At 41.6% G+C, this 19,192-nt stretch carries 18 protein-coding genes and 7 tRNA genes; 2 read left to right on the plus strand and 23 right to left on the minus strand.

Annotated features, from left to right (window positions below):
- Positions 1-10: 10 nt before the first annotated feature.
- The 17 genes from L1264_RS06720 to L1264_RS06800 all read right to left on the minus strand — a co-directional run bounded on the left by L1264_RS06720 (position 11) and on the right by L1264_RS06800 (position 12,124).
- Positions 11-86 (minus strand) — tRNA-Lys (locus L1264_RS06720).
- 49 nt (positions 87-135) lie between these two features.
- A tRNA-Lys gene (locus tag L1264_RS06725) sits at positions 136-211 on the minus strand.
- Positions 212-267: 56 nt separating this feature from the next.
- Positions 268-343 (minus strand) — tRNA-Lys (locus L1264_RS06730).
- A 48-nt stretch (positions 344-391) separates the two neighbouring features.
- Positions 392-467: transfer RNA gene (locus tag L1264_RS06735), tRNA-Lys, on the minus strand.
- 56 nt (positions 468-523) lie between these two features.
- A tRNA-Lys gene (locus L1264_RS06740) sits at positions 524-599 on the minus strand.
- A 62-nt stretch (positions 600-661) separates the two neighbouring features.
- A tRNA-Lys gene (locus L1264_RS06745) sits at positions 662-737 on the minus strand.
- A gap of 168 nt (positions 738-905) precedes the next feature.
- Positions 906-1,664 carry a tol-pal system protein YbgF gene (gene ybgF / locus L1264_RS06750; RefSeq protein WP_135925058.1) on the minus strand — a complete coding sequence of 253 codons (759 nt, stop codon included), beginning with the start codon at positions 1,662-1,664 and terminating at the stop codon, positions 906-908.
- 12 nt (positions 1,665-1,676) lie between these two features.
- A complete protein-coding gene (gene pal / locus L1264_RS06755) occupies positions 1,677-2,219 on the minus strand; it encodes a peptidoglycan-associated lipoprotein Pal (RefSeq protein WP_135925061.1) in 543 nt (180 codons plus the stop codon).
- A gap of 34 nt (positions 2,220-2,253) precedes the next feature.
- Complete coding sequence (tolB, locus tag L1264_RS06760) at positions 2,254-3,612, minus strand: Tol-Pal system beta propeller repeat protein TolB (RefSeq protein ID WP_199527560.1); 1,359 nt, start codon at positions 3,610-3,612, stop codon at positions 2,254-2,256.
- 9 nt (positions 3,613-3,621) lie between these two features.
- Positions 3,622-4,560, minus strand: a complete 939-nt coding sequence (gene tolA, locus L1264_RS06765; protein WP_135925066.1) for a cell envelope integrity protein TolA — start codon at positions 4,558-4,560, stop codon at positions 3,622-3,624.
- Between the two features lies 1 nt (position 4,561).
- Complete coding sequence (gene tolR / locus L1264_RS06770; protein WP_135925068.1) at positions 4,562-4,987, minus strand: protein TolR; 426 nt, start codon at positions 4,985-4,987, stop codon at positions 4,562-4,564.
- Complete coding sequence (gene tolQ, locus L1264_RS06775) at positions 4,974-5,678, minus strand: protein TolQ (protein WP_199527561.1); 705 nt, start codon at positions 5,676-5,678, stop codon at positions 4,974-4,976. Before tolQ ends, tolR begins: the two co-directional genes overlap by 14 nt.
- Before the next feature lie 948 nt (positions 5,679-6,626).
- Complete coding sequence (gene ruvB, locus L1264_RS06780; protein ID WP_135925074.1) at positions 6,627-7,631, minus strand: Holliday junction branch migration DNA helicase RuvB; 1,005 nt, start codon at positions 7,629-7,631, stop codon at positions 6,627-6,629.
- 7 nt (positions 7,632-7,638) lie between these two features.
- A complete protein-coding gene (ruvA, locus tag L1264_RS06785) occupies positions 7,639-8,259 on the minus strand; it encodes a Holliday junction branch migration protein RuvA (protein WP_199527562.1) in 621 nt (206 codons plus the stop codon).
- 1 nt (position 8,260) lies between these two features.
- Entirely contained in the window at positions 8,261-8,785 is a 525-nt protein-coding gene (ruvC, locus tag L1264_RS06790) for a crossover junction endodeoxyribonuclease RuvC (protein ID WP_054561285.1), read from the minus strand.
- Positions 8,786-8,913: 128 nt separating this feature from the next.
- Entirely contained in the window at positions 8,914-11,415 is a 2,502-nt protein-coding gene (locus L1264_RS06795) for an ABC transporter permease (RefSeq protein WP_199527563.1), read from the minus strand.
- Positions 11,405-12,124 (minus strand): ABC transporter ATP-binding protein, encoded by a 720-nt coding sequence (locus L1264_RS06800; protein WP_135925082.1) that lies wholly within the window; start codon positions 12,122-12,124, stop codon positions 11,405-11,407. Before L1264_RS06800 ends, L1264_RS06795 begins: the two co-directional genes overlap by 11 nt.
- Here L1264_RS06800 and L1264_RS06805 point away from each other — a divergent pair, their 5' ends adjacent.
- Both L1264_RS06805 and L1264_RS06810 read left to right on the plus strand, forming a co-directional pair.
- Entirely contained in the window at positions 12,125-12,742 is a 618-nt protein-coding gene (locus tag L1264_RS06805; protein WP_235403833.1) for an arylesterase, read from the plus strand.
- Between the two features lie 104 nt (positions 12,743-12,846).
- Positions 12,847-12,923 (plus strand) — tRNA-Pro (locus L1264_RS06810).
- A 27-nt stretch (positions 12,924-12,950) separates the two neighbouring features.
- Here the strand turns inward: L1264_RS06810 and L1264_RS06815 are convergent.
- The 6 genes from L1264_RS06815 to L1264_RS06840 form a co-directional block, all read right to left on the minus strand.
- The gene (locus tag L1264_RS06815) at positions 12,951-14,273 is read right to left on the minus strand and encodes an ABC1 kinase family protein (RefSeq protein ID WP_199527565.1); all 1,323 of its coding nucleotides are present in this window, start codon (positions 14,271-14,273) and stop codon (positions 12,951-12,953) included.
- A 170-nt stretch (positions 14,274-14,443) separates the two neighbouring features.
- Positions 14,444-14,974, minus strand: coding sequence for a hypothetical protein (locus tag L1264_RS06820; protein ID WP_235403834.1), 531 nt, complete (start codon positions 14,972-14,974; stop codon positions 14,444-14,446).
- Entirely contained in the window at positions 14,971-15,987 is a 1,017-nt protein-coding gene (locus L1264_RS06825) for a sulfatase-like hydrolase/transferase (protein WP_235403835.1), read from the minus strand. Before L1264_RS06825 ends, L1264_RS06820 begins: the two co-directional genes overlap by 4 nt.
- A gap of 173 nt (positions 15,988-16,160) precedes the next feature.
- A complete protein-coding gene (gene serS / locus L1264_RS06830) occupies positions 16,161-17,465 on the minus strand; it encodes a serine--tRNA ligase (protein WP_135925091.1) in 1,305 nt (434 codons plus the stop codon).
- 9 nt (positions 17,466-17,474) lie between these two features.
- Complete coding sequence (gene crcB / locus L1264_RS06835; protein ID WP_074989576.1) at positions 17,475-17,861, minus strand: fluoride efflux transporter CrcB; 387 nt, start codon at positions 17,859-17,861, stop codon at positions 17,475-17,477.
- Positions 17,854-19,191, minus strand: coding sequence for a replication-associated recombination protein A (locus tag L1264_RS06840; protein ID WP_199526702.1), 1,338 nt, complete (start codon positions 19,189-19,191; stop codon positions 17,854-17,856). Before L1264_RS06840 ends, crcB begins: the two co-directional genes overlap by 8 nt.
- Between the last annotated feature and the right edge of the window lies 1 nt (position 19,192).

Raw genomic sequence — 19,192 nt, forward strand, 5'->3', positions numbered from 1 at the left:
CCATTTAAAATGGTGGGTCATGATGGACTTGAACCATCGACCAATGGATTAAAAGTCCCCTGCTCTACCAACTGAGCTAATGACCCGCTCTGGTATTTAGTGCGTAAATCCGCCGATATAAGACCATTCGAAGACTGGTGGGTCATGATGGACTTGAACCATCGACCAATGGATTAAAAGTCCACTGCTCTACCAACTGAGCTAATGACCCGCTCTGTCGCTTAATGAAAGCTGCGTATATCCGCCGATTTGAATAATACCATAAAATGGTGGGTCATGATGGACTTGAACCATCGACCAATGGATTAAAAGTCCACTGCTCTACCAACTGAGCTAATGACCCGCTCTGGTATATTAGTGCGTAAATCCGCCGATATGACCATTCAAAGAATGGTGGGTCATGATGGACTTGAACCATCGACCAATGGATTAAAAGTCCACTGCTCTACCAACTGAGCTAATGACCCGCTCTGCTGCTTATTAAAAGCTACGTAAATCCGCCGATATAGAACCATTCAAAGAATGGTGGGTCATGATGGACTTGAACCATCGACCAATGGATTAAAAGTCCACTGCTCTACCAACTGAGCTAATGACCCGCTCTGATGCTTATAAAAGCTATACGTAAATCCGTCGATTAAAGATTACCATTCTAATAGAATGGTGGGTCATGATGGACTTGAACCATCGACCAATGGATTAAAAGTCCACTGCTCTACCAACTGAGCTAATGACCCGCTCTTTTTTCCGCAATTCGGCTGTTGTTACCAATCGCCTGCTGCGGGCGCTTATAATACTTATTTAAATGCTGAGTGCAACAGAAAATATCTCTTTTTTTAAGTTTTTATGTCTAGATGCCTAATTTTAGACCGCTTAAGTCAAAAAGCAGTCTAATCAGGTCAAATCTACATTTGCGACAGACGTTCTGTGGCTAATTTTGCAGCAGTCGTACTTGGGTACTGATTAATTAAATCATTAAAGGTTTTAAGTGCTTGCTCGCTTAAACCTTGATCAGCTAATAAGTTTCCTAACTTTAGCATCGCATCTGGGCGCTTGTTAGAATTAGGATACTCATTGACTACTTTTTTAAAGTGTTCAGTCGCACCCGCTTGATCATTTTGTATTGTTAACAACTGACCTAACCAATAATGTGCATTAGATGCATATACTGAATTAGGATAAGTCGTTAAGAATGTTTGAAACTCAGGAATCGCTTGCTCATAACGTTTATCTTTCATGATTAACGCTACAGCGCGCTCATAAGCCTCGTTTTCTGATAAGTCTGAACTAATCGCTTGCGTAGCCCCTACATCGGTATAGCTGTTTGTAGGTTGAGCTGGCGTAGCAGGTTGGCTATATGCTTGGCTTACACGGTTCTCGATTTCTTGGTACAACTCGCGTTGGCGCTGAAGTACTTTTTCAAGCTTATAGCTTTGCTCTTCCGTAATACCACGAACTTGGCTTACTTCGTCTTGTAATATATTAAGCTGCTGCTGAAGCTCAGCTTGTAATAAATTACGTGACTTCATCATGTTTTCTAACGCGACTAAACGCTTCTCAATGCTCGATTGTGAGCTTGCAGCTTCTGAAACAGGAGCGGGAGCAGCCCATAACTGGGTGCTCCCGCTTAAGATCATTGCTGCCAAAATAATTTTCGGCTTCATAATGACTCTTTATTAGTAAACTAATACTGCGCGACGGTTTTTCGCGAACGCTTCTTCAGTGCGAGACTTAACCATTGGCTTTTCTTCACCATAGCTCACTACTGACATTTGGCTAGCAGAAACACCTAAGCTTTGTAAATATTTTTCTACTGCTTGACCACGGTGCTCACCTAACGCGATGTTGTACTCAGGTGTACCGCGCTCATCTGCGTGACCTTCGATTAGTACTTTAACTGATGGGTTTTGTACTAAGAATTCAGCGTGTGCTTGTAAAAGCTCAGCATATTTGCTTTGAATTTTTGCATTATCAAAACCGAAGTAAATGATTTGCTCTTGACGTAACGCTTCGTATTTTTGACGAAGTGCTTCTTCAGCTTGCTGCTCTGGAGTAAGTGTTGCAACTTCAACTGTATCATTGTTGTTTGATTGCTCAACCATACCTTGGTTAGATTGGTTTGCAGCACCTTCATCAAGATCAGAAGAAGAGCTACATGCTGCTAATGTCATCACTGGCACAGCAATTAGCAGGCCTTTTAAAGTTTTATTAAGTTGCATTTAATTGATTCCTATATTGAGTAAACCAGTAAAATTACTGTAAATAAGGCGACCAAGCCGGTGCCTTAACTTGTCCGTCTAGTACAGGCAAACGTGCTTTAAAGCGACCATCCATAGAAACTAACGCTAATACCTGTTTATTATTATGAAGCGTGCTATAGATAATCATCGAACCGTTTGGCGCGATACTTGGCGATTCATCTAGGCGTGTTCTCGTTAACACTTGGAACGCACCAGTAGCTAGCTCTTTTTTAGCAAGATGGTATCGACCGTTTGTTCGATTCACCATCACTAATTCTTTTCCGTCAGGTGAAATAGAACCTGCTAAATTCATATCACCATCAAACGTCATTCTTTTAGCTCTGCCTGTTTTTAAATTTAACTTATAAATCTGGGCATTACCACCCCTTTCAGACGTAAACACAATATCTTCACCATTTGGGAACCAAGAAGGCTCTGTATCGATGCTGCGGTGATTTGTTAGGCGTGTTTCTTTACGCGTAGCAAGGTCTAAAAGGTATACTTCGGTTGCACCATTGCGGTCTTTCGAAAGTACTAAAAGTAGCTTTTTACCATCTGGTGAAAACTGTGGTGCACCATTGATACCTTGATGGCTTGTGATTAACTCGCGCTTACCAGTGTAAAGATCTTGGATGTAAATTTGGCTTTGACGATTCTCAAAAGTTACATACGCAAGTTTAGTCCCATCTGGTGACCACGCTGGTGACATAAGAGGTTCTTTAGAGCGAAGTAGAACTTGTTCATTATAACCGTCGTAATCTGCAACAACGAGCTGATAAGGTTTTGGCTCATCATCACGCACGATAACGTAAGCAATTTTTGTTAAAAATGCGCCTTTTTCGCCAGTTAGTGCTTCGTAAACCACATCACTAATGCGGTGTGCATAACGGCGAAAACCGGTTTCAGAAATCACACTTTCACGGGCGTCTAAAATATGATCTTGGCTTTGCATTAATTTGCCATTAGCCATCATTTTTGTTTGTCCGCCGGTGATTTGCCCACGAATAACATCAATAAGTTCATATTTTACAAGGTAGCGGCCACCTGGCTGTTGCTCTACTTGACCAACAAGCACAGCCTCAACGCCTTGGTTAACCCATGCGCCATAGTCAACATCAGCATCTTTGCCCGGTAACTGCGGCATGTTTGTTACATCGATTGGCTTAAACTTACCACTGCGCATTAAATCAGCTGCAATCACTTTATTTAATTCTTCAGGGATAGGACCAACACCTTGATATTTAAAAGGCACAACCGCAATTGGGCGAGCGCCATCGATACCATCGGTAATTACAATTTCTAAGGCAGCACTGGCAATGCCATGAAAGCCCAGTAATACAATAAAAAACGCAGTTTTTATCTGGTTAAACATATCATTCCTTTAAAATTTAGGTGCTATGGTTAAGTTTATATTTTTTAGTTGCTCAAATACGTCACGATCAGGTGATACTGGTAATGTATCTGCCATACGCACTGCGCGCATTGCAGCTTCACACACTAAGGTATCACCACCAAGCGATTTTACTTGAGTCACAAGGCCATTAAAACCAAGACGTATATTAAGGCGACACTCTTTGCCTTTCATCTTCTCATCTTTTAAGAAGTTTTGCTGAATGCGTGCCATTATTAACGCTTTGTATTTTTCAACTTCGCCTAGAACTTGTTGTTGACGTACCTTGTTACGTGCAGCTTGCTCTGCTGCTAACTGTTCTTGCAGCATTTGTTCTTGTAAAGCTTGTTGACGCTTACGTTCAGCTTCTTCAGCTTTACGTTTACGCTCAGCTTCTGCTTCAGCTGCTTTACGCTTACGCTCTTCTTCTGCTTTCTTTAACGCTTCTTCTTCAGCTTTACGTTTATCAGCGGCTGCTTTTGCTGCAGCTTCAGCCTCTTGCTTTTGCTTTTCAGCTTGTTTGGCTTTTGCACGTTCTTTCTCTTGAATTTCGCGTGCTTTTTTCGCTTGTGCTTCAGCTTCTGCTTTTTCTTTTTCCTTAGCACGACGCTGTTGCTCTAGCTTTTTAAGACGACGGTCTTCAGCTTCTCTTTGCTTACGCGCTTCATTAGCTCGACGCTCTAGCTCTTGAATACGTTTAGCTTCGGCTTGTTTTTTTGCTTCTTCTTGCTTTTTAAGCTCTGCAATTTTCTGCTCAACCTGTTGTTGATCAACGGTAACAGCAGACACTGCTTTTTCTGGTGCAGGTAACGCTGGATTAAGGTTTACTTCCATGACTTTAGGAGCTGGCATATGAAAGTTTGCACTCGCTACTAAAAAACCAACGATAGCAAGGTGCAAAATAACCGATTTTATTATTGATGCACGCATACTACTCCTCGAATGATTCAGTCATTAAACCAACAGACGGAACACCCGCGTTTTTCAAAAAGTCCATTAATAGCAATACTTCTTGATAAGAAACACGGCCAGAGCCTTTAATCATAACCGGAGTATCTGGATTTTTCTGCAGCTGTAGCTTTATAACCGCCGCCACATCAAGGGCCTCCATCGGCGCTTCAGGGTCAGTACCAATACTGACATAATATTTACCTTCGGCATCAATTGAAGCAATGATCGGTGGTGTATCTTTGGTATCAACAAGATCAGACTCTTCCATTTTCGGTAAGTCGACTTTTACACCATGGGTGATAAGTGGTGCTGTTGCCATAAATATGATTAGCAGTACTAACATTACATCAATGTAAGGTACTACGTTTATCTCCCCTACAGGGCGACGTTTCTTACGCTGATACATTCGCTTTAGCCTCTATTTGTGTAGCTGCTTGGCGGTGTAAAATATTAGCAAACTCTTCCATGAAGTTAATGTAATTACTTTCAAGCTTTTCTACTTTGTTTGCAAAACGGTTGTAAGCGATAACAGCTGGAATTGCCGCAAATAAGCCCATCGCTGTAGCGATGAGTGCTTCTGCAATACCCGGTGCAACCATTTGTAACGTAGCTTGCTTAACTTCGCCTAACGCGATAAACGCATTCATGATACCCCACACCGTACCAAATAGGCCGATATATGGGCTAATTGAACCTACTGTTGCTAAAAATGAAAGACTTGATTCTAGTTTTTCTACTTCGCGAGACAAAGCAACGCGCATAGAACGATGCGTTCCTTCCATCACAATACTTGCGCTTTGAATTGAATTTTTCTTATGGCGAGCAAATTCTTTAAAACCTGCGACGAAAAGTGCCTCAACACCAGAAGCGCCTCCAGGACGGGCTGACACTTCATTATATAGTTTACTTAAATCAACGCCTGACCAAAACTTTTGCTCAAAACGCTTTGCGCCATTAAGTGCATCAGAAATCGCTTTTTTACGTTGAAAAATAATTGCCCATGACATTACCGACATACCGACTAATGCCAACATTACTAGCTGGACAAGTACACTGGCTTCTAGAATAAGATCTAAAAAGTTAAGCCCTGATCCCACGTTAAACTCCTAAAATAGATTTCTATATAATTTGTTATATTTTTTACATGCGCACTGTTTGACCATAAATGAGGCCAAAAGTTGTGCCTAGTGTATATAGTCAGTTATAAACTGACAACGCTCTTGCTGTGAATTAGCGGCAATTAACGGTAAAAAGCAAATTGCTTAGCTATTTTTTAGTCATATTAAGTTTCACTCGTCTTTTTGTGCATATTTTTACCTTAATAAAAAGTCATTACAAAAATCCTAAAAAGCTAATAAAACCTCAAAAAATAGCGCTTTTATTCAAAAAACACGCATAAACACCCAAAAGCAGTTTTGCAAATCTACTACAGAATACTTAAACTAATCCTGAATGAAGTTCATAAAATTTTTAAAACCCACTTTATTCATGAGCTTAAATATAAAAACACCAAAAAGTGAACAAAAAGCACACAAATTAAATTTTCACTCACATTAGTTTTTTTTATCTGAAAATAAAATTTTTCTAGTTTGAAGAAAAATCCTTCATTGCGTATTATTTACCTATACCGAGCTAGCAACCTCATGAAAGAGTCTTTCATTAAGCTCAGTTTTTTGCATTATGATGTTTCGTATTGCTCCAGGTTAATTTGCACAGGATAAAACCTCGTTCAAATTGACCATAGTTTCCAAGATTACTTCCTTCAACTTGTTGTTTGCCCGCATCCTTATGCGGGCTTTTTTTTGCCTGAGCAAACGTCAACGAGAATACCTACAGCTAACTTAACAGCATGTGAATTACAGATGTTAAAATGATACTAAGCGGTAAGCGGTAAGCGGTAAGCGGTAAGCGGTAAGCGGTAAGCGGTAAGCGGTAAAACCTATCTTGCTAATAAATAAAACCAAGTTACCTAAATTAAAAAAGCAGCCCTTTTGAGCTGCTCGAAACTTATAAATAAAAAGCTTGTAACTAAGCTTTAGGTTTGATTATTTATCGGGTGTTAAACCAAAGTGAAGGTAGGCAATATCCGAGACAAGTCGTCCGCGTGGAGTGCGTTGAATAAAACCTTGCTGTATTAAAAAAGGCTCTATTACATCTTCTATGGTTTCTTTTTCTTCGCCTATGGCAGCAGCGAGGTTATCAAGACCAACTGGGCCACCCATAAATTTTTCGATAATAGCAAGCAAGTATTTACGGTCCATATAATCAAAGCCACTTTTATCAACATCAATCATATCGAGTGCTTGCTCAGCCACCGAAGCATTTACTTTACCGTCTGAGCGTACTTGGGTGTAATCACGCACACGGCGCAACAAACGATTTGCAATACGAGGGGTACCACGCGAGCGCTTGGCTATTTCTGCCGCGCCTTCATCACACATGGTTAAATTTAAAAAGCTGGCAGAGCGAGCAACAATTTTTGATAAGTCTTCAACAGAATAAAACTCTAAGCGCTGTACAATACCAAAACGGTCTCTTAGCGGTGAGGTAAGTGATCCTGCCCGTGTTGTTGCGCCTATTAATGTAAATGGCGGTAAGTCGAGTTTTATTGAGCGCGCTGCAGGGCCTTCACCAATCATAATATCCAGCTGATAATCTTCCATCGCCGGATATAAAATCTCTTCAACTTGTGGACTTAGCCGATGTATTTCATCAATAAAAAGTACATCACCTTCTTCAAGGTTTGTTAAAAGTGCAGCAAGGTCCCCTGCCTTTTCGAGTACAGGGCCAGACGTCGTTTTAATATTTACGTTAAGCTCGTTAGCAACAATGTTAGCAAGAGTCGTTTTACCAAGACCCGGAGGACCGAATATTAATAAGTGATCGAGTGCTTCACCACGGTGCCGTGCGGCCTCAATAAAAATTTCCATTTGTTGCTTAACATGCGGCTGGCCTGTGTAATCGTTAAGAAGCTTTGGCCGTATAGCACGGTCAACACTGTCTTCGTTACTTTGCTCAGATGCATCAATTAAGCGATCTGCTTCAATCATGGTTTACTCACAACATTGATTTTAGAGCTTCTTTAATTAGAACCTCGGTCGTCATATCTGGTTTATTAACTGCTTTAACCGCTTTTTGTGCTTGCGGTAATTTGTAACCTAACGCTTCAAGCGCTGAAACAGCATCATCGGCAGCATTATTTGCCACAAGTGTATTATTACTTGCAGGCTCAATAACCGCATTATCGCTAAATGGCGTAAATAAGTCATTACCCCAATTTTTAAATCTGTCTTTCATTTCAAGCACTAAACGCTCAGCGGTTTTTTTACCAACCCCCGGCAGTTTAACCAAAGTGGTCGCATCTTCATTATTTACACACGTTACAAATTGCTGCGCCGACATTCCCGATAAAATGGCAAGGCCAAGTTTAGGGCCAACACCATTGGCTTTTAATAGCTCTCTAAATAAAGCGCGTTCGGTTTTATTGTTAAAACCAAATAATAGCTGGGCATCTTCACGAACTACAAAGTGGGTATAAATAATCGCTTGTTCACCCACTGCCGGTAAATCATAAAAACAGGTCATTGGCATTTGTACTTCGTAGCCTACACCACTTACTTCAATAAGAATTTCTGGTGGCTGTTTTTCAACTAGTAAGCCATTTAATCGACCAATCATATTACTTCCTTAATCTTCCTCTTACGGTTTTGCTAGCGCTTCCCGCAAGTTTTATTAAATTTTGTTCTGAGTGAGCATGACAAATAGCAATAGCCAAGGCATCAGCAGCATCGGCTTGCGGAGTGCCCGGTAATTTTAATATGTTTTTAACCATATGCTGTACTTGCGACTTATCGGCTCCACCATTACCCACAACTGCTTGCTTAATTTGTCGTGCCGAATACTCATAAACTGGCAGCTCAGCCATTGAAGCACCAACAATTGCTGCACCTCGGGCTTGGCCTAGTTTAAGTGCCGAGTCTGGATTATGTGCCATGAACACTTTTTCGATAGCAAAGCTATCTGGAGAGAATTGTTCTACCAACTGGCTAATACCTTGGTAAATCATTTTTAAGCGCACCGGAAAATCGTGGTCGGCTAATTTAATGCAACCACTTCCTAAATAGGTAAACTTTGCACCTTGATGGGCAATCACACCATACCCTGTTAATCGTGAACCAGGATCAATTCCTAAAATAATCGCCAACTAACTGACCCGTCTATTATCATTATTATCTGCAGTTAATAATGCCAGAGCACTGTATAAATTACCAGTAACCAATTGCAATTCATAAAAATGCCCGCAATTGCGAGCATTTTTCACACAGCTTTCTCTTATGCCAACGAGCGCAATAAGCCTTGAGTATTTTTGCGCATTGTTCTGGCTATCATTAAATAACCCAAACATGCCACAAATAAGCCCCCTACCGCAGGGCCAATTAACCAAATATGCGGATGCAGTTTGCCTGCTAATTCAAACATCTGCCTTTGTACTATTAATAATGCAACATCACTAACAATGGCAGCGACTAAGCCTGCTGTGACCCCTAATAGTAAAAACTCATATAAGGTGGCATTTTTAATTAAGCGCCCTTTAGCACCTAAGGTTCGCAAAATAACAATCTCTTGCATACGCTCGCCTAAACTTGCTTGTACCTGTGAAATAAGCACTAGAGCACCACAGGCAACAACAATTGCCAACACAAACCCTATCGCTAACGATACTTGCTCTATGGTTGAGCGGATTTGCTTTATAAAGCTTTCAACATCAATCACATTAACCGTTGGGTACTGGCGCATTAGCTCATTAAACTCGCGCTTTTTATCTGCTTTTACATTTACCGATGAAATATAAGTAGCAGGGAAACTCGCCAATACATCAGGACTTAGAATAATAAAGAAGTTCGGCTTTAATGTTGTCCAATTAACCTTGCGCACACTGGTGATTTTGGCATCAAACGATTGTGCACCAATCAAAAAGGTTAATGTGTCACCTAATTTAACATCAAGGCGTTCAAGCATAGACTCTTCAACTGAAGCTTCAGCGACAGAATCTTTTGTGAACCATGTGCCGTCAATAAGCTCATTTTGACTTGGTAAATCTTCACGCCAAGTTAGGTTTAGCTCACGACCAATACCGGAACGGGCTTCTTCATCTTTCTTTTCATTGTCTTCTTGTGAGACTTCACGAGCTACCAACTCGCCATTAACGGCGTTTACGCGGCCACGGACAACCGGGTAAAAGTCAGAGGTTGGCATATCACGCTCTGCTAAAAAGCTCGTAATTGGCTCTAGTTCTTGCTCTGTTATATTCACTAAAAATGAATTGGGCGCATCAACCGGCAATTGCGATTGCCAGTCAGAGATCATGTCATTTTTAAGTACAATTAAAAACAGCAACAGTTTGATAGCCAAAGCAAAACTAATCAATTGCACAGCATTCACATTGGCGCGTTTTTGGATAGACGCAATCGCCAAAGACCAGCTATTACCAGGGCTTAAACCGAGCTTTCGACCGCCACCAAATATAACCTTTGATAAACCAAACAACACAGCAATTAAAAACGCTGTAGAGAGAAACAAAATAGCGCTTATTTTAATATTATTACTAAATAACCACATCAGTAAAAACACGGTAAGTGCAGACATAGCAAGGTGTATTTTACTGACCAATAAACGATCGCCTAAGTTACGACGCAGTACGCGCAGCGGCGGAATATCAAATAAATCGAGTAATGGTTTAATCGAGAACATAATTGCACAAATTAAACCTGTGCTAATTGCAATAATCCACGGTTTAGCCGATGCACTAGGAAGTACTGAGCCCATGCTTTGTGCTAGATAATCTGTTGCAATGGCTTGCAATCCATAACCAATCAGCAAACCAACGAGCACTGACATTGAACAAACAAGGCTCAAATGAAGTAGATATATTTTACGGATCATAGCGCGGCTACCGCCGAGTGTTTTCATCATGGCAACAGGGTCGTATTGGCGTTCACAATAGCGCTTTGCCGATACCGCGATAGCCACAGCAGCTAATATAATGCCAAGTAAGCCTGCTAATAATAAGTAGCTTTCGGCGCGGTTTAAGCTATTAGAAATAGGCGATTGACGGTCTTTAACGCCATACCAACGCTGGTTTTCTTTCATTTGAGGTTTTAACCAGCTATAAAAATTTTCGAGATCGCTTTCGTCCCCAGCATACAACTGGCGGTAAAACACTCGACTACCCGGCTGAATAACCTGAGTTTTTGCAATATCGTCTTCGTTAATTAAAATACGTTGGCTACTAGAAAACACATTAAACGGTGCATCGGGCTCTTCAGCTACAACATGACTGGCAACAAAAGTGGCGGCTCCTAACTCTACTTTATCGCCAACTTTAATATTAAGCGCATAGAACACCGACTCACTGAGCCAAACTTCACCGCGAGCTGGAATGTCTTCAGTTACCTGAGGCTCAGCAGTTAAGCTAGATTTTATCTTTAGCTCGCCTTTTAATGGATAAGTGTTTGATACCGCTTTAACCGAACCCAACTGCATTTCGTCACCAGCAAATAGCATGGTATCGAAATAGGTTATTTTTGCGGTGCGAATGTTATCTTGGGCGGCTTTATCTAAAAACTCAGCAGGTAAAGCATGGTTACTTGCTAAGACACGATCTGCAGCAATAAAGGCACTGCTTTTTTGCTCAATACTTTGACCGATACGGTCAGTAACCATAGATAAAGTTAAAACAGTCAGTACAGCTAAAGCTATGGCTGCACTGATCACTGTTAACTCACCGCGCTTAAACTCACGTGAAAACAGTTTTAGTGCTAATTTAGCCCACATTCGCTTGCACTCCTTCGCTTTCTTTTACTGTTACTAATTGCCCTGCTTCAATATGTAATATTTGCTGGCATTTTTGCGCAAGCTGCTCATCATGGGTTACTAAAATAAGTGTCGTACCGTGTTCTTGATTAAGTTCAAATAATAACGACTCAATGAGCTTACCGTTTTTACTATCAAGGTTGGCTGAAGGTTCATCGGCAAATAAAATTTTAGGTGTACCAATAAATGCACGAGCTATCGCTACACGTTGCTGCTCACCGCCCGACAATTGCGACGGGTAATGGCCAACACGATGACTTAGCCCTACTTTTTCAAGTAGCTCAAGTGCTTGTTGTTTAGCATTTTTGCTTCCAGCAAGTTCAGCCGGTAGCATCACGTTTTCTAGAGCTGTTAAACTTTGCACGAGCATGAAAGATTGAAATACAAATCCCACTTTCTCTGCGCGAAGTGCAGCACGTGCTTCCTCATCTAATTCGTGTAATGCAGCACCATCTAAATGAATACTGCCATTGGTTGATTGGTCAAGGCCGGCTAATAAACTTAATAAAGTAGACTTACCCGAACCAGATGTGCCCACTACCGCAACCGAATCTCCTGACTTGACATTAAAGCTGATGTCACTGAGGATGGTGAGGTCGCCCTCAACCGTGGTGACCGTTTTAGAAAGTCCTTTAACTTGAATAATGTTTAATTGAGAAAGCGCTGACATATGATGCATCCAATCCTACGTTTTATATTCGTTTTACTGTTAGTAATCAAACCACTTACGGCAGCAGCTGACAACACAATTTTAATTTTAGGTGACAGTTTAAGCGCCGCTTATGGCCTTAAACAAGAGCAAGGCTGGGTTAAATTGTTACAAGATAAGTACGATGAAAAAGACCAATCTGTATACTTAGTAAACGCCAGTATTAGCGGTGAAACCACAGGCGGTGCGTTAAGACGACTCGATGCATTACTAACCGAGTTTGAACCTACGCACGTGCTTATAGAGCTTGGCGGAAATGACGGTTTACGCGGTTTTCCAATCAAGCGCTTACAAGCTAACCTACGTGATTTAATTGCAAAAAGCCAAAAAATTGGGGCGAAAACAGCCGTAATGGAAGTACAAATTCCACCAAACTATGGCCCTCGTTATACCAAACTTTTTACCGACAGCTTTGAAACCATTGCCAATGAAACAAACTCAGAATTAATGCCATTTTTTATGATCGATATTGCTGGCCGACCAGAGCTTATGCAAAACGATAACTTACACCCTAACGCCGATGCTCAACCATTAATACGCGACTTTATGTACAAAACGATCAACGATTGGCTAGATTAACCGCTAGCCTGATCACTTTATAATTAGAGCTGGACAATAAACAGCCAAACAAACCGCAGGTATATTGATTTTTATAAAAAAAGCCGTACTATGGCTTGCAACGTCGGCATATAGCGCAGCTTGGTAGCGCACTGTCATGGGGTGTCAGGGGTCGCAGGTTCAAATCCTGCTATGCCGACCATTTTTCTAACCCCAAACTCCCGCTCTATTATTTATCCCTCTGTGCTTTAAACTCCTTAAAAATACTGTTCACATTCACTTTTGAGCCTAGCTTTGCAGCGATTAAAAACAGGCCCGCTAGTTTTCTGTGAACGAACAGAGCATCTACGGGTGGTGCGTGCCAATGCTCTGAAGCGGTGCTCATTTTTAGGCCGAGCTCTTTGATTCGTTTTGGTAAGTCGCTATTTGCAAAGTCATACTCACCTTGGTGACGCAGTGGCTCGCAGGCGAGGAGAAATATGTCAACGACATTATCTATATATTCTTGAGCAAGCCCTTGTTGAAAATAGCCAATTTGCTGTGCTGCTGTTGCAACACCTGCTCTATCGTTACTATTCGCGGCAGATAATAACTGTAAGTAACCAGCACTAATATGCTGAGGTAGTTCGCGGGTAGCGCCAAAATCTAAAAGTACTAAGCGTTGATTGTCGATTTGATATTGATAATTAGCAAAGTTTGGATCTGTTTGAACTAATTTAAAGCTAAATAGCTCCTGTAAAAATAAACTTAGTAACTGCTGAGCAGCTTTATTACGTATCGTTTGCTCTGCACTTGCCAGTGCTTCTAGCTCTTGTCCTTCAACAAAACTCATGACTAATACTTGAGAAGAGCTCAGCGAATCTACAATATTGGGAATCAGGTAGTTTTCATCACCCTTTAAACACTCGCTGTAGCGTTTTAAATACTTGGCTTCTAATTTGTAGTCTGCTTCGTTTATAAGTTGTTGTTTGGCTTCGTCTATTAGAGGCTGTATTTCTACCTCTTTGGGTAATAAGCCACTGAGCTTCAAAAGGTAAGCTAAGTTATCAACATCACTGGCGATGCCTTTTGCAATACCTGGGTATTGCACTTTAACTGCTAACTTCTCGCCCGATTCACGGTAGGCAATATGCACTTGCCCTATTGATGCCGCAGCAAATGGCCTAAGTTCAAAGTGTGATAATTGTTCTAGCCATGCATCTCCCCAGTGCTCTCGCATCACTTTGACTAATTGCTTTTGCGGCATAGGTGTCGCTTCTGCACGCAGCCTTGCTAAAATTGCAGATAACTCAGGAGTGAGTAATTCACCGCTATCCATAGATAACAGCTGGCCCAATTTCATTGCAGCCCCACGTAGGTTTGCAAGCTGTTCGGCAAAGCGCTGAATATTTTTAGGCTGTAACAATAACTCTTGTCGTGATGTTTGCTTGCCAGCCGCCCATGCTTTTGTGCCTTCAAACAACATATTACCTGCGACTTTACCAGCTAAAGAGCCAAGCCGAACAGCGCGTGAAAACCGTGATGTTGGAACAGACTTTTGTTTATTACTCATAATGTTTCACACTATTAACTTAATGCTTTGAATACGTTGATTGCTCGGTTTTAGATCCACTTTAGCTTTTACAATCTTTTGCCCATTTGCATAAAATTAAAAAAGCCGCATGGTTTCCCGATGCGGCTATTTATTTAGATTAACAACTTAATAAATCGTTTTATTGAGTGTTACTGCTTACCAGACATCAACTGTTCCATCAGTTGGCTAAAGTCAAAGCTCGCTGCTTTTTGCAGTGGTGGATATTCAGTCAATGACTTAATGTGTTCACCAAGTAGATGTTGCACAGGCTCATTTAGCCATTGCTTAGCTTGCACAATGTCTGAACGGTCTGTTAAGCCATCAAAGCTTTCAAACGGGTCCATACGTAAGTTATAGATGATCGGGAACTTTTGCTTCTCATACTGAGCGTAATAGTTTTCGCTCGTTTCGAAATGAAGTTTCCACTGCTTATAACGCACAGCCTTGATGCTTGATTCGTAATAATAAAGGAAACTATCACGCGCACTTTCGTCTGTTTTACCTAACCAATAATCTAAGTTGTTTACACCATCAATCGGTTGCTTATGCTCTTTAAGGGCTTTTTTCGCGATATTTGGTTCACCCGCTGCTGCTGCAAGGGTTGTGTAAATATCCATGTGCGATTGAATACCCGTTAGTATCGTATTTGCAGGGACTTTACCTGGCCAACGAACAATCATAGGAACGCGTACGCCCCTTCGTAAGTTGTCATCTTTTCACCACGGAAAGGTGTTGTACCGCCGTGTAATCGAGCGCTGTGCTCAGGGCCATTATCTGTTGAGTAAATAACGATAGTGTTATCAAGTACACCCATATCATCTAGCGCAGCCATTAACTCACCCACTTGCTGGTCATGTTCAATTAGGCCACTGCCGTATAAATCATGCTCTGTGGTGTACTCTTCAGCTAAATAACGACTTTCGTCACTTAAACGCGTATACATGTGCATACGACTTGGGTTAAACCAAACAAAGAAAGGTTTATCAGCTTTTTTTGCACGCTTGATAAAATCTAGGCTCGCAGCCATAAACTCTTTATCTACGTTTTTCATACGTTCGCGAGAAAGCTGGCCGGTATCTTCAATTTTTTGTTTACCTACTTTACCAAAACGTGGATCAACCGTTTTATCATCTACATTAGTTGCGTAAGTATGTAAAACACCTCGCGTACCATACTTTTTGAAAAATTCAGGGTCTTTTGGATAATCACGTTGCTCGAATTCTTCTTGCGTATTTAAGTGATATAAGTTTCCAAAAAATTCATCAAAACCATGAACGGTTGGTAAGTGCTCGTTGCGATCACCTAAGTGGTTTTTACCAAATTGACCTGTAGCGTAACCTTGCTCTTTAAGAACCTCAGCAAGGGTATAAGAGCCCGCTTTTAAACCAAGCTCTGCGCCTGGTCTGCCAACAGTTGTCATGCCACTACGGATTGGGTACTGGCCGGTAATAAGGGCAGCGCGACCAGCAGTACATGATGGTTGTGCATAATGATCGGTAAACATTGCACCTTCATGGGCAAGTTTATCAATATTTGGGGTTTTATAACCCATTGTACCTAGGCCATATGCACTGACGTTTTGCCAGCCTACATCATCGGGGAATATTATGAGGATATTGGGCTTATCTTTAGCAAAAGCGACAGAGCTTGCTAAATACAAAGCAGCAGATGCTACGGCGAGTAGTTTTTTCATAACAGCAGTCCTTCGTGTATTGTAATAAAATACTATGTGATTTAGTTTTAAAACTGATAGTACCTATTTTTAGTTTACTAAACATACTGCTTACCGCAATTAATTATTATCAAAAAATAAAAAAAACCGCATGGTTTCCCAATGCGGTTTCATAAAATGACTAAAAATTAAGCCTATTTAATTACTTCTAAGCCACCCATGTATGGACGTAATACTTTTGGCACGATAACTGAGCCGTCTGCTTGTTGGTAGTTTTCTAAGATTGCTACAAGGGTACGACCAACCGCTAAACCTGAACCGTTTAGCGTGTGAAGTAGCTCTGGTTTTTTCTCGCCTTGACGACGGAAACGCGCTTGCATACGACGTGCTTGGAAATCAACCATGTTTGAACATGATGAGATTTCACGATAGGTGTTTTGTGCAGGTAACCAAACTTCTAAATCGTAAGTTTTTGCTGCACCAAAGCCCATATCACCTGTACATAAAATCACTTTACGGTATGGCAGCTCTAATGCTTGTAAGATTTGCTCAGCGTGACCTGTTAGCTCTTCTAGCGCTTGCATTGAATCTTCAGGTTTTACTAGTTGTACTAATTCAACTTTGTCGAACTGGTGCTGACGAATAAGACCACGGGTATCACGGCCATAGCTACCCGCTTCACTTCGGAAACATGGTGTATGTGCTGTTAAACGAATTGGTAAGTCGCTTTCGTCGTAAATTTCGTCACGAGCACTGTTAGTAAGCGGCACTTCCGCTGTAGGAATTAAGCTGAAACCTGGTTGTTGCTGACCGTCGTCATCCACTAAACCTAAAGTGTGGAATAAGTCACCAGCAAACTTAGGTAATTGGCTTGTGCCGTACAAGCTTGCGCTATTTACTAGGTAAGGCACATACATTTCTGTATAGCCATTTTGCTCTGTGTGCGTATCAAGCATAAACTGCGTAAGAGCACGGTGCATACGTGCAACTTGACCGCGCATAACGGTAAAACGTGCACCACTGATTTTAACGCCCATTTCAAAGTCTAGGCCGTTAACATCTTGACCAACATCAACGTGATCTTTTACTTCAAAGTCGTAAGACTTAGGCGTACCCCACGTTGAAATCTCAACGTTTTGATCTTCGTCTTCACCAACAGGTACTGATTCATCAGGTAAGTTTGGAATAGCAAGTGCAATTTGCTTAAGCTCTTCTAACACTGCATCTTGCTCTGCTTTAACGCTGTCTAGTTGGTCGCCAAGATTACTAACTGAATCAAGCAGCTGTTGTGCTTTTTCGTGCTCGCCTTTCGCTTTTGCTTGGCCGATAGCTTTGGAACTTGCATTACGCTCGCTTTGAAGTTCTTGCGTTTTTACTTGTAATGTTTTGCGTTTTTCTTCAAGAGCAGTCACTGCTGCAATATCAAGCTCGAAACCACGCGTTGCTAAACGTGCAGCCGCTTGTTCAATATCTTGACGTAAATATTTAGAATCTAACATGTTCGATTTTTAACCTTTTTGCATTACCAGCTGAAGGCCCAGCCAAGCCATAAATATACACACCACCACGTTTAAGGTGATATTGAGGGCCATTTTAAAAAAGTGACCTTGTTGCAATAGCAACAACGAATCCATTGAGAATGTTGAAAAGGTGGTCAATGCACCTAAAAAGCCAATACCAATTAAGGTTTTAGCTGGGCTAACAGCGATTATTTCTTTTTCAATCAAGCCGTACAAAATGCCCATTAACAATGAACCAAGAATATTAACTGTCAACGTGCCAAAAGGGAATCCCCTACCCAGCAGTTTTAGCATGGTTTCGCTAAGAAAATAGCGTAAACATGCTCCCGATGCACCACCTAGCGCAATCATCATGTAAAGTTTCAAACTATTCATAACGTTTAATATCACTTTGCTCGTTGCGCTGAGTTAAATAGTCCAGCTTTTGTTTGATTTTTTGTTCAAGTCCACGTTCGGTTGGGAAGTAATACTGGCGATCATTAATTGCTTCAGGGAAGTACTTTTCGCCAGCCGCGAATGCACCTTCTTCATTGTGAGCATAACGATATTCAGCGCCATAACCTAAATCTTTCATTAAACTTGTTGGTGCATTGCGTAAATGCTCAGGCACAGGATAACTCGGCTCATTTTTAGCGTCTTGCAGCGCTTGATTAAACGCCATATACACAGCGTTACTTTTCGGAGCACTGGCTAAATAAATGGTGGCTTGTGCAATAGCGCGCTCACCTTCACTTGGGCCAACACGTTGAAAAATATCCCACGCATTGAGTGCGACTTCCATTGCTCGCGGGTCGGCATTGCCAATATCTTCTGTAGCAATCGCTAATAAGCGCCTAGCTACATAAAGTGGGTCACCGCCACCTGCCAAAATACGGCAGTACCAATATAGAGCGCCATCAGGTGAACTTCCTCGTACTGACTTATGGAAGGCTGAAATCAAGTCGTAAAACTCATCGCCACCTTTGTCGTATTTGGCTAAGTGAGTTGGCAGTACTTGGCTTAAAACATGTTGATCAACTAGGTATTTGCCCTGTTGCTCCGTGGTTAAATCAACCGCTTGTTCTAACAAGTTAAGTACTTTACGTGCATCGCCATCACTTGCTTGGCAAAGCGCCAGTTTGGCGTTATCGGCAATTTCAATGTGTTTTTGGCTAAGCTCTACGTCTTCACGCAAGGCGCGCTCAATCACGGTAAATAAATCGGTTTGCTCAAGCGCTTTTAAAACATACACACGGGCACGAGACAATATCGCGTTATTGAGTGCAAATGATGGGTTTTCGGTGGTTGCGCCAACAAAAATAAAGGTGCCATCTTCGATATGTGGTAAGAATGCATCTTGCTGAGATTTATTAAATCGGTGCACTTCGTCTACAAATAATAAAGTGCGTTGTCCTCGCCCAGCAAGGTTTGCTTTCGCTTCGCTTACTGCCTCACGAATATCCTTCACGCCTGCTGTAACAGCCGACATTTGTATAAGGCTTGCATCGGCATGGTTAGCAATAATTTGCGCTAAGGTAGTTTTACCAACGCCAGGCGGCCCCCACAAAATAAGGCTGTGGCATCGTCCTGCAAGAATCGCTTGGTAAAGAGGTTTGTCGGGGCTCAATAGGTGCTGCTGACCTATGTAGTCATTCAGTGTTTCTGGTCGCATGCGCGCCGCGAGTGGGCGCACATCAGGGCCAAAATTAAATCCGAGGTTACTCAAG

The sequence above is a fragment of the Pseudoalteromonas sp. APAL1 genome, from assembly GCF_021532475.1.
GTDB classification, from domain to species: Bacteria; Pseudomonadota; Gammaproteobacteria; order Enterobacterales; family Alteromonadaceae; genus Pseudoalteromonas; species Pseudoalteromonas lipolytica_C.